This window comes from Mitsuaria sp. GD03876, assembly GCF_029840635.1.
In the GTDB taxonomy this organism is placed as follows: domain Bacteria; phylum Pseudomonadota; class Gammaproteobacteria; order Burkholderiales; family Burkholderiaceae_C; genus Roseateles.
Map to the genome: position 1 here is coordinate 1 of NZ_JAOCCU010000010.1, position 15,078 is coordinate 15,078.

The 15,078-nt window shown below is 72.9% G+C and carries 9 protein-coding genes and 1 pseudogene; 5 read left to right on the forward strand and 5 right to left on the reverse strand.

The annotated features are described in order from the left end of the window. The 4 genes and pseudogenes from N5D62_RS08110 to N5D62_RS08125 all read left to right on the forward strand — a co-directional run. Positions 1-243: pseudogene (locus tag N5D62_RS08110) on the forward strand (hypothetical protein); the annotation flags it as partial. Between the two features lie 154 nt (positions 244-397). Beyond that, on the forward strand, positions 398-2,458 hold the full coding sequence (locus tag N5D62_RS08115) for a M3 family metallopeptidase (protein WP_279757181.1): 2,061 nt from the start codon (positions 398-400) through the stop codon (positions 2,456-2,458). Between the two features lie 117 nt (positions 2,459-2,575). Continuing rightward, a complete protein-coding gene (locus N5D62_RS08120; RefSeq protein WP_279757182.1) occupies positions 2,576-3,478 on the forward strand; it encodes an endonuclease/exonuclease/phosphatase family protein in 903 nt (300 codons plus the stop codon). A 40-nt stretch (positions 3,479-3,518) separates the two neighbouring features. Further along, positions 3,519-3,896, forward strand: coding sequence for a hypothetical protein (locus N5D62_RS08125; RefSeq protein ID WP_279757184.1), 378 nt, complete (start codon positions 3,519-3,521; stop codon positions 3,894-3,896). Positions 3,897-3,915: 19 nt separating this feature from the next. Here the strand turns inward: N5D62_RS08125 and N5D62_RS08130 are convergent, their stop codons facing one another. Genes N5D62_RS08130 through N5D62_RS08140 form a run of 3 tightly spaced genes read right to left on the reverse strand, consistent with a single transcriptional unit; the run spans position 3,916 to position 11,077 of the window. After that, positions 3,916-7,296 (reverse strand): EAL domain-containing protein, encoded by a 3,381-nt coding sequence (locus N5D62_RS08130; protein ID WP_279757185.1) that lies wholly within the window; start codon positions 7,294-7,296, stop codon positions 3,916-3,918. Next, on the reverse strand, positions 7,296-7,991 hold the full coding sequence (locus N5D62_RS08135) for a FecR family protein (protein ID WP_279757186.1): 696 nt from the start codon (positions 7,989-7,991) through the stop codon (positions 7,296-7,298). Before N5D62_RS08135 ends, N5D62_RS08130 begins: the two co-directional genes overlap by 1 nt. 50 nt (positions 7,992-8,041) lie before the next feature. Further along, positions 8,042-11,077: a CHAT domain-containing protein gene (locus N5D62_RS08140; protein WP_279757187.1), complete on the reverse strand. Its 3,036-nt coding sequence runs from the start codon at positions 11,075-11,077 to the stop codon at positions 8,042-8,044. A 387-nt stretch (positions 11,078-11,464) separates the two neighbouring features. Between N5D62_RS08140 and N5D62_RS08145 the strand changes: the two genes are divergently transcribed. Beyond that, entirely contained in the window at positions 11,465-12,400 is a 936-nt protein-coding gene (locus tag N5D62_RS08145) for a hypothetical protein (RefSeq protein WP_279757188.1), read from the forward strand. Between the two features lie 42 nt (positions 12,401-12,442). Here N5D62_RS08145 and N5D62_RS08150 read toward each other — a convergent pair whose 3' ends face one another. Beyond that, positions 12,443-13,645: an MFS transporter gene (locus N5D62_RS08150; protein WP_279757189.1), complete on the reverse strand. Its 1,203-nt coding sequence runs from the start codon at positions 13,643-13,645 to the stop codon at positions 12,443-12,445. Further along, positions 13,642-15,078 (reverse strand): DNA recombination protein RmuC, encoded by a 1,437-nt coding sequence (rmuC, locus tag N5D62_RS08155; RefSeq protein ID WP_279757190.1) that lies wholly within the window; start codon positions 15,076-15,078, stop codon positions 13,642-13,644. Before rmuC ends, N5D62_RS08150 begins: the two co-directional genes overlap by 4 nt.

Here is a 15,078-nt window from a genome sequence, read left to right on the forward strand (position 1 = left end):
GCCACGGCGTCGACGTCGGCCGCTGGATCGACGGCCTCCACGCCGTCCGCCGCCAAGCCGGCGGCGTCCCGGCCCGCGGCCGCGCGGGCTCCGATGACCGCGGTGCGGCCGGGTTCGAACGGCGCGGCGCATGGCGTCGTCAAGCCGCCGGTCCCCAAGCCGGTCACGACCGCGCCGGCGACGGCCCCCGCCCCCCGCCCGGCCCCCGCCGCGGCGGACGACGGCGACTGGGAAACCTTCTGACCCTGCCGGCCATCGCCGGACAATCCGCGCCCCGTACGGGGAAGCTCCGGGCTTGATAGCCCGGGGCGCATCCCCACGATAGAGATCTCCCGCGCATCCGCGCGCGAAAGGCTGAGACACTGTCCCGGCATTTCGTCAGACTCACGAGGCCTGCATGACCGATTCCACCGCCGCCGCGCCCGCCGCGAACCCGCTGCTGTCGACCGCGCCGCTGCCCGACTTCGCCGCGATCGATCCCTCCCACATCCAGCCCGCCATCGCCGAGCTGCTGGCCCAGGCCCAGCAGGCGCTGGACCGGGTCACCGCGCCGGATTCGCCGGTCGACTACGACGCGCTGTCGCGCACCGCCAACGTCCCCATCGAACGCCTGAGCACCGCGTGGGGCGCCGTCGGCCACCTGAACGCGGTGGCCAACACGCCGGCGCTGCGCGAGGCCTACAACGCGATGCTGCCGGCGGTGACCGAGTTCTACACGGCGCTGGGCGCCAACGAGGCGCTCTACGCCAAGTACAAGGCGATCGCCGCCCAGCCCGGCCTGACGCCGGAGCGCGCCCAGCTGCTCAAGCACGCGATCCGCGATTTCGTGCTGTCGGGCGCCGAACTCGAGGGCGAGGCCAAGGCGCGCTTCGCCAAGATCCAGGAGCGCGGCGCCGAGCTCGGCCAGGCCTTCTCCGAACACGTGATGGACGCGACCGACGGCTGGTCCTGCATCGCCACGGCGGCGGAGCTCAAGGGCGTGCCGGCCGACGTCGTCGCCAACGCGCGCGCCGCGGCCGAGAAGGACGGCAACACCGATCCCGACGCGCACAAGCTGACGCTGCACTTCCCGGTCTACATGCCGGTCATGCAGTACGCCGAGGACCGCGCGCTGCGCGAGCGGCTGTACCGCGCCTACGTGACGCGGGCCAGCGAGCTCGGCGACAAGCCGGACTGGGACAACGGGCCGCTGATGCAGGAACTGCTGATGCTGCGCCAGGAGGAGGCGAAGCTGCTGGGCTTCGCGAACTTCGCCGAGGCCTCGCTGGTGCCGAAGATGGCGACGTCGCCGGCGCAGGTGCTGGAGTTCCTGCGCGACCTGTCCGCCCGCGCCCGTCCGTACGCGCAACGCGACCTCGACGAGCTGCGCGACTTCGCCAAGGCCGCGCTGCGGCTGGACGACCTGCAGGCCTGGGACACGGCCTTCGTCTCGGAGAAGCTCAAGGAGGCGCGCTACGCGTTCTCCGACCAGGAAGTGCGGCAGTACCTGACGCTGCCGCGGGTGCTGGATGGGCTGTTCCGCATCGTCGACCGGCTGTTCGGCGTCCAGCTGGTGCCGGCGAAGGCGTCGGTGTGGCACGAGTCGGTGCAGTTCTGCGAGCTGCGCCGCGACGGCCAGCTGATCGGACAGGTCTACCTGGACCTGTACGCGCGCAACGGCAAGCGGCCCGGCGCGTGGATGGACGAGGTGCGCAGCCGCTGGGCGCGGCCGGACCTGGCCGGCAGCGGCACCGAGCAGATCCCGGTGGCGCACCTGGTGTGCAACTTCCCGCAAGGCGCCGATGGCAAGCCGGCGCTGCTGACGCATGACGACGTCACCACGCTGTTCCATGAATGCGGCCACGGCCTGCACCACCTGCTGACGCGGGTGGCGGAGCTGGGCGTGTCGGGCATCTCCGGCGTTGAGTGGGACGCGGTCGAGCTGCCGAGCCAGTTCATGGAGAACTTCTGCTGGGAGTGGGAGGTGATCCAGCAGTTGTCGGCGCACGTGGACACCGGCGCGCCGCTGCCGCGCGCGCTGTTCGACAAGATGCTGGCGGCGAAGAACTTCCAGGCCGGGCTGCAGACGCTGCGCCAGATCGAGTTCGCGCTCTTCGACATGCGGCTGCATGCGGAGCCGGGCGCGGAGGCGCGGGTGCAGGACGTGCTGGACGAGGTGCGGGACGAGGTCTCGGTGCTGAAGCCGCCGGCGTTCAACCGCTTCCAGCACAGCTTCTCGCACATCTTCGCGGGCGGCTACGCGGCGGGGTACTACAGCTACAAGTGGGCGGAGGTGCTGTCGGCCGATTGCTGGAGCGCCTTCGAGGAGGAAGGCGTGTTCAATCCCGCCACCGGCCGCCGCTACCTGGACGAGATCCTGTCGATGGGCAGCGTCCGCGACGCGATGGACAACTTCAAGGCCTTCCGCGGCCGCGAGCCGACGATCGACGCGTTGTTGCGGCACCAGGGCATGGCTTGAGTCAGCAAGACCTCGAAATCCACTGATCCGGGCCAGTACCAAATCGGCTGCACTTGAATCGTCCTGACCATCCGGTGGCTAGCATCGACCGCTGGATGGTGAAGGACGAGACAGTCGATGCAACTGACCCTGGCCTGGTGGAACGCCGCGTTGTCGCCGACGCGCAAGGGGGACCGCGCGACGACGCCTGAACTCTCGACGGCCGCGAACGTGATTCGCCGCCTGATCGAGGCCCAGGCCGATGTCATCGTCCTGTGCGAGGTCTCCGAGCGGGACATCGCCGCGATCGAGCAGCAATTGCTCGATCGGCTCGATGCCTTCTCGGTCCTGCCGGCACAACGTCCCGCCGGAGCCAGCCGCTTCGACACCGCCGTTCTTCATCGCCGTGCCCTACCCCTGGCCGAGTCGTCGCCGGTACTGCTTCATCACGGGTCAAGGACCTTCCGGGCCGCTCAGCGTTTCTCGCTGCGCCTGCCCGATGCCACCGCGCTCAGTCTCTACGCGTCGCATTGGCCCAGCAGGATCCATGTCGCCGCACAGTCGCCATTGCGATCCATGCTGGGGCAGACCTTGCGGGCGGCGGTGGCCGACGAGCTCCATGAGTCGCCCGGCGCGCCGTTGATCCTCATGGGGGACTTCAACGACGAGCCCTTCGATCCCGCGCTGAGCGACTGCCTGCTGTCCTCGCGAGATCGCGAGTTCGTCGAGCAGCATGTCCATCTGCTCTACAACCCCTTCTGGCGTCACATGACGTCCTTCGAGCCGCTCGATCCTGGCCAGCGCGTCAGCGACAAGGGCAGCTACTTCCACGGCCAGGGCGATGTCACGCGCTGGCGCACCTTCGACCAGATGATGGTCAGCGCCTCCCTGCTGACCGGCCGATGCGGGTGGCGCCTCTCCGAAGCAGAGACCCGCGTCGTGGCGGACGTCGAACTCATGCCCATGCTGCGCGGGCGGAACTGCCCCTTCGACCATCTGCCCATCTTGGGACGAATCTTCAGGAGTACCGGGAATGAATGACTTTCAAGAGGCGCTCGAGATCGGGCTCCAGGCCGCCGACATGGCCGCGCGGGCGCGTACCGAGATCGACGCGGTCTTTGTCGAGCTCAATGCGGCGGTCGACGCGTCGACCCGGGGCCGGGCGCGAATCGCGCTCACGAGCATGCCCTTCCATGACGACAAGGTCTCGCGATCGATCGCCTTGTCCGGCGACGACATGCCGACCGCGCTGGCCGTCTTCAAGACAAGCGGCGATCCGCCGGCCCGTCGCCAGATCGCCAGGTGGCGCGCCTCTCCGCACGGCTTTCCCTGCACCTTGATCTGGGACGATCGCCACGTCATGTGCGGCGACGCCGAAGCGCTGCGCGACGAACTCGTCGACCTGATGAGGACGCCCGCGGTCGGCTTCGCGATCAAGGCCATCGTCGGGACGGAGTGAATGGCGACGGTCCGGATCCTCACGGGCTCATGGAGGCCGGCGGCTTCTTCCACGGCACCGTCTGGATGAGGCGTTTCGCCTCGTCCGCCGGCAGGGCCTTGGCGAACAGCCAGCCTTGCGCCACCTGCACGCCCAGTTCCTCCAGCAGCACGGCCTGGGCCTCGTCCTCGACGCCCTCGGCCAGCGTCTGCTTGCCCAGCGCGTCGGCCAGGCCGACGATCGTGCGCACGATCTCCCGCGCCTCGCGGCCCGCCCCCAGCCGCATCACGAAGCTGCGGTCGATCTTCAGCGTGTCGAACGGGAACCGGTGCAGGTAGGCCAGCGATGAGTACCCCGTCCCGAAATCGTCGATCGACAGCTTGAAACCCAGCCGCGCCAGCTCCTGCAGCACCTCGGCGCTGCGCTGCGGATTGGCCATCGCCATGCTCTCGGTGACCTCCAGCTTCAACTGCGCCGCCGGCACGTCGCCCAGCGCCTTGAGCGTCTCGCGCGCGTCGTTCAGCAGCTCGACGTCGCGTTCGAGCTGCACGCCCGAGACGTTGACCGCGATCTCGCCCTTGAAGCCGATGTCGCGCCAGCGGCGCAGCTGCAGCGCCGCCTCGATCAGCGTCCACCGGCCGATCTCGACGATCTGGCCGCTCTCCTCCGCCACCGGGATGAAGTCGCCCGGCATCACCATGCCGCGCGTCGGATGCTTCCAGCGGATCAGCGCCTCGAAACCGAGCAGCGCGCGGTCCGACAACCTCACGAAGGGCTGGTAGTGGAGCTGGAACTCGCCGGCCTCCAGGCCGCGCGCGATGTTCTCCTTCACCCAGCGCCGCGATTGCTCGACCAGTTGCCGCGCCGGATCGAACAGGGCGACCTGGCCGGTGCCCGCCGCCTTCGCCCGGGCCAGCGCGCTCTCGGCGGCGGCCAGCAGGTCGTCCGGACTGAAGTTGCCCTGCCCCGTGTAGGCCCAGCCCGCGCTGGCCGTGAGGCGGTGCGCGCCGGTGCGGGAGGGCCGGGAAGGTCCGCCTGAGGCCGCGTCCGCGGTTGTTCCATCGGCCGGAGCAGCCGCGGCCGTTCCGGGCCCAACGGGACCAACGCCGGGCGACGACGCCGCCGTCGAAGTCGAAGTCGAAGTCGAGGCCGAGGTCGCGCGGCCCGCGTCGACGGTCTCGAACAGGAAAGGATCCTCGACCCGCGCCAGCGCCCATTCGGGCACGCGGTCGACCAGGGCGCCGGCCTCGATGCGGGCGTCGAAGAGGATCGCGAACTGGTCCGCGCCCAGCCGCGCGACGACGCGGCCCGAGCGCGCCGCGCGGCCGGTGCCGCCGGCCAGCCGCGTGGCGCATTCGACCAGCACGGCATCGCCGGCCGGCAGGCCGTGGCTCTCGTTGAAGGCGCGGAAGTCGTCCAGGCCCACCAGCACCAGGCCGACCGGCACGCCGGGCACCGGCGTGGCCAGCCGCTGCGCGACCAGCGCCATGAACAGCGAGCGATTGGGCAACCCGGTCAGCCGGTCATGCAGCGCGTCGTGCGCGACCTGCGCCTGCAGCCGTTCGTTCTCGCTGATGTCGGTGAGCGAGCCCGCCATCCGGACCGGCTTGCCCTCGCGGCGCACCGCGACGCCCCGGGCCAGCAGCGCGCGCGCCTGGCCGCCCTGCCCGAAATGCAGCACGTGGTGGAACTGGTGGCTCCGGCCTTGCAGATGCGCGTCGAGCTCGGCCCGGAACAGGCCGGCCGCCGCTTCGTCCAGCGGGCGCGTGAAACGGCCGATGCCTGCGTCGCCCTCGGCGCGCGTGCCGTCGGCGTCGCCCATCAGCGCGCGCCAGCGCGAGGAGACGTCCAGCCGGTCGGCGACGACATCCCAGTCCCAGAGCCCGTCGTTGGCGCCCTGCGCGGCGAGCGCGTAACGCTCCTCGCTGATCGTCAGCCGGCGCAGCGCGTCGCGGCGGCGGGACTGGTCCGCCAGCGCGCGCAGGGTCAACGCGCCCAGGCTGGCGGCGGCGACCGCCAGCAGCGGATAGGCCAGCGAGAGCACCAGGTATTGCGTTTCGAAGGCCCATTGCGCGGCGTACAGGCCGCCGCCCACCAGCAGCGCGACGACCAGCAGCCCGCGCCACAGCGCGCCGCGCGCCAGCAGCAGCGCGCACAGCAGCGGCAGCAGGAGCAGCGCCGACAGCTCGGCCAGCGAGGCCCAGGACGGGCGCGTCAGCGTGCGCGCGGTCAGCACGTTGTCGACGACCGTGGCCAGCCGTTCCATGCCGGGCAGGCCGGCGTCGAAGGGACTCGGGAAATGGTCGCCGGCGCCGAGCGCCGACACGCCCAGCAGCACGATGCGGTTATGGAGCGCGTCCTCGGGCACCTTGCCGTCGACGAGGTCGGCCAGCGACACCGAGGCGAAGGTGCCGGCCGGGCCGTAGTAGTTGACGCCCTGGCGCGACAGCAGGTCCAGCGGCACGCGCAGCGAGCCCCAGCGGACGTCGCGGCTCCAGCGCACGCTGGCCTCGGACCAGGGCTGGCGCATCGCGTCGCCGGCGATGCGCAGCGCCAGCGAGGGATAGACCTCGCCGTCCAGCGGCAGCGCGGGCAGGTCGTGGCGCAGCGCGCCGTCGACCTCGCGATCCGCCTGCACATGGCCGAGCGACCGGGCGGCGGACAGCAGCGGCTCGGGCGGCGCGTCGGCGCGTTCGGGCACCAGCGCGCTGCGTGGCGTGCCTTCCGACCGCATGAAGGCCTGCGCGAGCAAGGCGGCCGGCGCGCTGGCCGCGAGCGGCGGCGCACCAGCACCAGCACCAGCACCAGCACCAGCACCCGCGCCAGCGCCAGCGCCAGCGAGAGTGCCGGCACTCGCGCCCCCGGTGGGCGGCGGCAAGACGCCGGTCGCCGGCGGCAGCGCGAACGGCAGCAGCACCGGCGCGCCGCCGCGCATCGCGGCGGCGAGCGCGGGATCGCTGTCCGGTTTCGCATCCAGCAGCAGCATGTCGACGGCGATCAGCCGCGGCTTCGCGGCCTGCGCGCGCGCGATCGCCTCGGCCAGCAGCGGGCGGCCCGGCGCCATGCCGCCGAAGCGCGCGGCGCTGGCGTCGTCGAAGCGCACCAGCAGGATCGGATAGGTCGTGCCCGGGGCGAGCCGGCCGCGCCACTGCGCCTGCGCGTCCTGCACCAGCCCGTCCAGGCGCGCCAGCGGCCCGGCCTGGAAACGCGAGAACCACAGGCCGGCCACCGCCGCCGTCACCAGCAACGCGACGATCACCTGCGCCCAGGCCCAGCGCGACGGCCAGCGCCAGCCACCGCGCTGGGCGGCGGGTCGAGCCGGTGCCCGCGGCGCAAGGTCGCCGCCACGCGCGAGCCGTCCATCGCCGCGTCGTGGCGGGCGCGTGGGCGTGGCGCGCTGGCGCCGGTCGTCCGCCGCCATCAGACCCCCGCCAGCCGGTCCATCGCCGAGCGCACGCGCTCGGCCGGCCAGGGCGTCGAGGCGGTGCAGCCTTGCGAGACGTCGCAGTCGGTGCCGCCGGCCCGCTCCACGACGACCGGCAGTTGCGCGCCCAGGCCGCGCGTGCGTCCCGCGGCGCGCGGTCCCGGCAGCACCGCCACCTGGCCCGACTGCACGTGGACCGAGGTCTGCTCGTTGTCGCCGACCTCGACCAGGAACTCGGTGCCGCGCACCGCCGTCACCGCCGACGGCGTGCGCACCTCCCACTTGCCCGCGGCCGAGGGCGCGACCTTCTGTCCGAGCAGCCCGCGTTCGAGCAGCAGCGACACGTCGCGCGCGCCGTAGCCGGCGCCGCCGGCGCCGAGGTTCAGCTTCGTCAGCGTCAGCTGGCTGCGATCGCCGACGACCAGGCTGGAGCCATCCGGACAACGCAGCCGGACGCGGCCGTTGGCGCCGGTGCGCAGCTGGACGCCCTCGCCCACCGCCTCGCCGACCTTCAGCGGCTGAGCCTGGCCCGCGACCACGCGCGCGGCCTCGCCGGCCAGCGCGGCCACCTCGCAAGCCTGCGCCCGCGCGGCCAGCGGCACGGCCGCCAGCAGGGCCGCCAACGCGGTCGTCGTCATCGTCATGTGCATCCCTCGCTTCATCGTCATGCGCTCGTTCATTGCTTGGTTCATCCGCGTCATCCGCATCATCGGCATCGGCATCTGTGTCGTCGTGGGCATCTTCACTGCGCCGGGTCGCCGAACAGCGCGTAGGCCGCCCAGTAGTACGGGTGCGTCCAGCGGCCCTGCCCGTCCTGGCCGTCGGCCATCGCGAGCTGGGCCCGGCGCAGGCCGGCGGCGCGTGTGTCGGCGGGCGCCAGTGTCGCTCCGGTCAGCGCGGCCGCGGACGCCGATTCCACCGCCCAGTGCGTGGCCAGCACCGACCGCGCGCCGGCGAAGAAGAAGCCGCGCACCAGCCCGGACATCGCCGCCCCGCCCTGCTCGCCGGCGGCCGTGTTGCAGGCCGACAGCAGCACCCATTGCGCGTTCATCCGCAGCGTCAGCACGTCGTCGAGTTCCAGCAGCGGCGAGGCGCCCTCGTCGGCCTCGGCCGCCATGGCCAGCGCCGGCTTGGAGATCCCGGGCAACTCGCCCGGCATCAGCCCGTGGGTCGCGAAGGCAAGCACGCGGCGGTCCGCCAGCGGCGTCGCCAGCACCGCGCTGCGCGTCGCCGCGGCGCCGAGCCGCAGGTCGACCGCCGGGTCCGCGCCGAGCGCGCGCGCGATCGTCAGCAGCTCCGCGCGGGTCTCGGGCAGCGGCGGGATGTCGGCATAGCGGAAACCGAGTTGCGCGTCGTAGCGCCCCGAACCGCGCGTCGGCGTCGGCGCGAGCAGATGCCTCGCAGTCTTCGCCGACGTCGACGCCGCCGTCGCCGTCGCCGTGCCTCCGGCGCGGTCGAACGCCGGATCGCCGAAGCCCAGCAGCGCCTTGGGCGCTTGCGCGGGCGCGGCCGCGCGGCGCAGCGCCTGCAGCGACGCGCCGGACGGCAGCTGCACCACCGCCTGCTGCCGCAGCAGCCAGGCGACCGGCCGGCCAGCCACCGGCGGCTCGGTGACCAACGCCGCCAGCGGCAGCCCGGCCAACGGCCCGTCCCCGGCGACGATCAGCGTGTTCAGCCCCTGCCGGTTCAACGGCGCCAGCAACTCGCGGTACAGCGCATGCAGCTCGGGCAGTGCCTGCGCCAGCGGCGTCTCGCGGCCCGCCGGCATCGTGCTGAGGTCCACCCGTTGCCGCAACGCCGTCACGCGCGCCGCCAGCGCCGCCGCGCCCGCCGGCATCGCGCGGAACTGCGCCGGCGCATCGGCGCGCAGCAGCCAGACCAGCGTCTGGTCCTCCAGCGCCTGCACGACCAGCAGCCCCTCGCCGGGCCGCAGCCGGCCGCTGAGCGCCACCGCCCCCGGCGTCGCCGGCGTGATCAGGTCGGCATAGGCCGGATAGGCCGACGCCAGCCGTTGCCGCTGCGCCGCGAGCGCCTCGCGCGCGGTCGCCGCCTCGCCCTGGCGCGCCTGCAGTTGCTGCCGCAGCGCCTTCAACGCGTCCTCGCGCGGCTTGCGCTGCTCCTTGGGCAGCGCCTTGAAGGCCTCGGTCGACAGCTCCTTGCGCAGCTTGTCCTCGTCCGCGATCAGCGCGGCCACCTGCCCGTACTGGCCCGAGGCCGCCTTGCGCAGCGTCTGTTCCTCGTCGAGCAGCGCACGCAGCGCCGGCGTCGCCGCCAGCAACCGCGCGGTGCTGTCGGCCAGCGCCCGCTGCGTGCTGCCGAGCTTGCGCCGGTCGGCGATCTGCAGCGCCCGGTCGACGACCGCCGGCGGCAGCGCCTCGCCCGCCAGCGCGCGCCGCGCCGCGTGCGCCAGGAATTCGTCGAACGCCAACCCCAGCACGAAGCCGCGGAAACCCCGCGCGTCCAGGTCCACCCAGCCGTCGCTGCGATCCAGCGTGGCGGCGAACAGCTGCTCGTAGTCGCTCATCGCGCCGCCGGCGTCGCCGCGCAGCAGCCGCACGACCGCACGCACGCCGGCGCTCTCGCGGGTCTGCGGATGGTCCTGGCCGTAGATCCGGGTGCGGTAGCGCAGCGTGCGCTCGGCCGTCTCCAGCGCCTCGTCCAGCCGGCCGCTCTTGGCCGCGAGCAGCGCGGCGAGCCGGTTGTCCTGCGCCCGCGTGCGCGCGACGCCGTCACCGCCCAGTTCCTCCAGGAACTGGCGGTAGGCCTGGTCGGCCTCGGTCCAGCGCTTCAGGCCGAGCAGCGCGCGCAGGATCTCCTGGCGCGCCAGCCAGCGCGTCTGGCTCGCCGCCGACGCGTTGGCCCGGGCCAGCATCGCCTCCGACTGCCGCGCCGCGGCCAGCGCCTCCTCGTACTGCTGCGACGCGTTGAGCGCCGTCGCCGCGCGGTAGTTCCAGCGCGCGCCCTGGCCGTCGTCGAGCTGCCCGGCGCGCCACAGCGCGAGGTTGTCCTGCGCGATGTCGGCCGCCTCGCGGGTGCGGCCCTGGCCGACCAGCGCGTAGATCAGCATGCCCTGAGAGCCGTCGAGCCAGCCCTGCCATTGCCTCAACTGCTCCTCGCCGACGCGCTGCGCGAGGCCGCCGGCCACCAGCTCGCGCGACCGCGCCACCGCCTGGCGCAGCGTGGCGATGGCCGCCGGGCCGTCGCCGGTGAGCCGTTCGGTCTCGGCCCGCACCTGCAGCCGGTCGATCGTCAGCGGCAGCGAGGGCTGCTGCTTGAGCGCCTCGGCGGCGAGCGCGTCGGCGCGGCTCCAGGCGCGCAACATCACCTGGCGGTCCTGCCCGGCATTGGCCAGGAAGTAGGTCTGGCGCAGCGCGACGCCGGCGCGCGCCGCCGGGCTCAGCTGCTTGTCGGCCAGCAGCGGCTCGCAGGCGGCGAGCGCGGCGCCGGAGCTGCCCCAGGTGAATTCGGTGGTCAGGTAGAGCCGGATCCAGCCCTCGCCGTCCGGACGGCCGCGGCCGAGCGGCACCAGCGCCTTGGCGACCTCGATCTGGCGGCCGCGGTCCTCGAGCCGGCGCGCCGCCAGCCATTGGCGCTTGAGCAGCGCGTAGCGCGCGTCGGGGGAATCGGGCAGCGGCTCGGCGAGCAGGCGTCGGGCGTCGTCGGCGGACAGGCCGTAGGCCTCGCCGATGTCGCCATCCTCGGCGGCCGCGACCGGCGTGGGGTCTTCCTGGGCCAACACGGCAACCGGCGACGCGATCAGCAGGGTCGCGGCGGCCAACGAAAGGGCCGAGCGAGCCAGGCTCGTGGCGGCCAGAGCGACCAGCGAGCGGCCCCCGCGAGGGACGGCCGGCACGCGCCGCGCGGGGACCCTGCCCCCGATATCCAGTTCCGCCACGCGAGCAGCCTGGCGGCGGGGCGGCGCGCCACGGCGCCGCGTCGGTGTCCGGCGCGTTCCCAACATATTGTTCGGCTCCTGGCCCGGGGCGCCGGGCTGGCGATCATCCTAGGCGATGGCGTCAGCCCGCCCAACACCGCGAGTGCGGGAGCGCGACCGTCCCTAGCGCCAGCCTCGCCGCACGCCCGGACGCGGTCTTGTCCGACAGATCCGGCGGTCCCGCGGACTTAAGGTGAATCAAGGCCCACGGGTAGCGGCACGGAGTTCGCCATGCGTTCGATCCCCCACGTCCACCGGAAGCACGCCGTCCATCACGGCGTGCTGTTCTGGCTGTCTCACGCGGCCGTGCTGCTCGCGCTGCTGCTGATCGCCACCGAGGTCTCCGCCCAGCAAGGCGCCGGCCTGCGCGCCCAGTACGACCAACTCGCGCCGCAGCTGTCGAGCAGCCCGTTCCAGCGCCCGATCGTGTTGAGTTCGGTCGACGACACCGAGCACCCGACCGGCGAGATGCACGCCGTCGTCCAGCACGGCTTCGGCGCCCTGTCCGGCGCGCTGCAGCGCGCCGACGCCTGGTGCGAGTTGCTGACGCTGCCGGCCAACGTCAAGCGCTGCGTCGTCGAGGACGATGCCGCGCCGGGCGCGCAGCTGCACATGGCGGTGGGCCGCAAGTTCGATCAGCCGGTCGAGGACGCCTACGCGCTGGACTTCCGCTTCCAGGTGATCGCGGCGCAGCCGCAGTACCTGCTCGTCGAGATGAGCGCGGGCAAGGGCCCGATGGGCACCAGCAACTACCGGCTGACGCTGGAGGCGGTGCCGCTGGATGCGCGGCGCAGCTTCGTGCGGCTGCGTTATGCCTACGTCAACAACCTGGCCGCGCGGGTCGCGACCACCGCCTACCTGGCGACCTCGGGGCGCGACAAGGTCGGCTTCACCGTCGTCGGCAAGGGGGAGGACGGCAAGCCGCGTTTTGTCGGCGGCATCCAGGGCATCGCCGAGCGCAACACGATGCGCTACTTCCTGGCGATCGAGTCCTACCTCGACACGCTGCCGGCACCGGCGGACCAGCGCCTGGACAAGCGGCTGCGCGACTGGTTCGCGGCGACGGAGCGGTATCCGCGGCAACTGCATGAGCAGTCGCTGGAGGAATACGTCGCGATGAAGCACAAGGAAGCGCGGCGTCAGGTGGCCGTGGCGCCTGGGGAATGAGTCGAGGTTGTCCCGCAGCGCGGGAGAGGGGCAAGAGCAGCGTCAGCGCGTGGGCGTTGGCGCGCCAAGGCGGCGGGCGGCGAACTGCGCGCCGATCAGCACCGAGGCCATGAGCCACAGCGGCGCCGCCGCGACGCTGGCCGCGGCCAGCACGCCGAAGCCCAGCGGCATCGCCACCGTCGCGCCGTTGGACGCCAGCATGCGCAGCCCCAGCGCCTGGCCGTGGCGGTCCGGCGGCGTGACCTGGTGCATCGTCGCCAGCACCATCGGCTGCACCGCGCCGAGCGCCAGTCCCAGCACCGCCGATCCCAGCATCAGCCCCAGCGTGCCCGGCAGCCACGCGTAGACCAGCAGCGTCAGCGTCGCCACCGTCATCGCCGCGCGCAGCGCCTTGACCTCGTCGAGCCGATGGGCCCAGCGCACGATGGCCAGGCGCACCACCGTCGCCGCCGCGGCGAAGCTGCCCAGCACCAGCCCGATGCTCGACGCCGACAGCCCCTTCGCATGGCCGACCACCGGCACCACGAAACTGTGGGCATCCCAGCACGACGACATCGCGACGTTCACGATCAGCAGGTTGCGCAGCCCCGGATCGCGCAGCAGGTCCCAGGCCGGCCGCGGCTTGGCCAACGACGCGACGTGATCGGTCGGCCGCCGCGGCACGCGCAGCGCGACCGCCCAGGCCGCCAGCGGCAACAGCGTCGACAGCACCAGCGCGGCGGTGAAGCCGGCGGTGTCGATGACGATGCCGGTGATGACGGGCGCGAGCGCGTTGGACAACGCCGGCCCGAGCGCGACCCAGCTGAACACCCGCTTGAGCTGCGCCGGATCGACCGCCATCAGCCCGGCCTCGCGCTGGATCGCGACGGCCGAGACGGCCACCGCGCCGCCGCACAGCAGGCAGCCCAGCGCGAGCAGCCAAAGCCAGCCCAGCAGCTGCGCGACCAGCGCGAGCACCGCGCCAGCGAAGGCCATCGTCACGCCGATGCCCACCGGCCGGTGGAAACCGTGCCGGTCAGCCAACCGGCCGGCCCACATCGACAGCCCCAGCGGCGCGACCGCGAACAGGCTCAGCAGCACGCCGACGTAGCCGCCGCCGTAACCCTCATGCAGCACCCACAGCGTCGCGGCCACGCGCGTGGTCGCCATGCAGGCATGCACCGCCACCAACGACGCGATCACCGCGGCGAAACCGGCGCTCAGGCCGGTGTAGCCGCCGCGCGGCGCTGGCGCGTCGTCGTTCATCCGTTGGTGCCTTCCTCATCGGCCGCCGCGTCCGCGGCACCGAGCTGCAGCACGCGCGACATCTGGTCCTCGGGCAGCGCCTCGACCGTCTTCAGGCGGCGCGTCATCGCGCGGGTGCGCACCTCGGCGGCGTCGATCGTGTTGCTGGCTTCCTCGAGCTTCTTCTTCGTCTTGGCCAGCACGTCGCCGAACTTGCCGAACTCGGTCTTCACCGCGGACAGCACTTCCCAGACCTCGGCCGAGCGCTTCTCCAGCGCCAGCGTGCGGAAGCCCATCTGCAGGCTGGACAGCGTGGCCAGCAGCGTCGTCGGGCCGACCAGCATCACCTTGTGCTCGCGCTGCAGCGCCTCGGTCAGGCCGGGGCGGCGCAGCGCCTCCGCGTACAGGCCCTCGGTGGGCAGGAACAGCAGCGCGAAGTCGGTCGTGTGCGGCGGGCCCAGGTACTTCTCGCGGATGCTCCTGGCCTCCAGCCGCAACCGGGTCTCGATCGCGCGGGCGGCGAGTTCGGCCGCGGGCGCGTCGGCGCGTTCCTGCGCCTCGATCAGGCGCTCGTAGTCCTCGCGCGGGAACTTGGCGTCGATCGGCAGCCAGATCGGCTTGCCGTCGTCGCGCTGACCGGGCAGCTTCAGCGCGAACTCGACGCGCGCGCCGGTGTTGGGCACGGTCTCGACGTTGGCCGCGTACTGCTCCGGCGTGAAGACCTGCTCCAGCAGCGCCGCGAGCTGCACCTCGCCGAAGATGCCCCGCGTCTTCACGTTGGTCAGCACCCGGTTCAGCGAACCGACGTCGCGCGCCAGCGTCTGCATCTCGCCCAGGCCGCGGTAGACCTGCTCGAGCCGCTCGGCGACCTGCTTGAAGCTCTCGCCCAGGCGCTGCTCCAGCGTCGCGTGCAGCTTCTCGTCGACGGTGGCCCGCATCTGCTCGAGCTTCTTCTCGTTGTCCTGCTGGATGGACTGCAGCCGCGCCTCGACGGTGCGGCGGGTCTCGGCCAGGCCGGCCTCGTTGCGCTGGGCGAGCGCCTGCAGCTGTTCGGTCAGCAGCGTGTTGGTGCGGGCGGAGGCGGCGTCCTGCGCCTCGCGCGCGGTGGCGGCCTGCTGGCCCAACGCCTGCTGCAGCTGCGCGAGCTGCACGCGGAACGCGTCGATCTGCTCGTTCTGCGAGCGCGCCGTGTCGCCGCCCTGGGTCAGCAGCGCCTGCTGGAACTGGGTCAGCGTGGTCAGCGTCTCCTGGCGCAGGCCGGCGTTGCCGCGGCCCATCTCGTCGCGCAACGCGCGCTCCAGGCGCTCGATCCGTTCGCCCGACTGCTGCATCAGCGGCGCCAGCGCCGCCGCCGGGTCCCCGCCGGCCTGCCGCCGCAGCGTCACGAACACCACGATGAGCAGGATCAGGATCAGCCCGGAGAGGGCGAGCAGCAGCAGGTCGGGAAAGGTCAT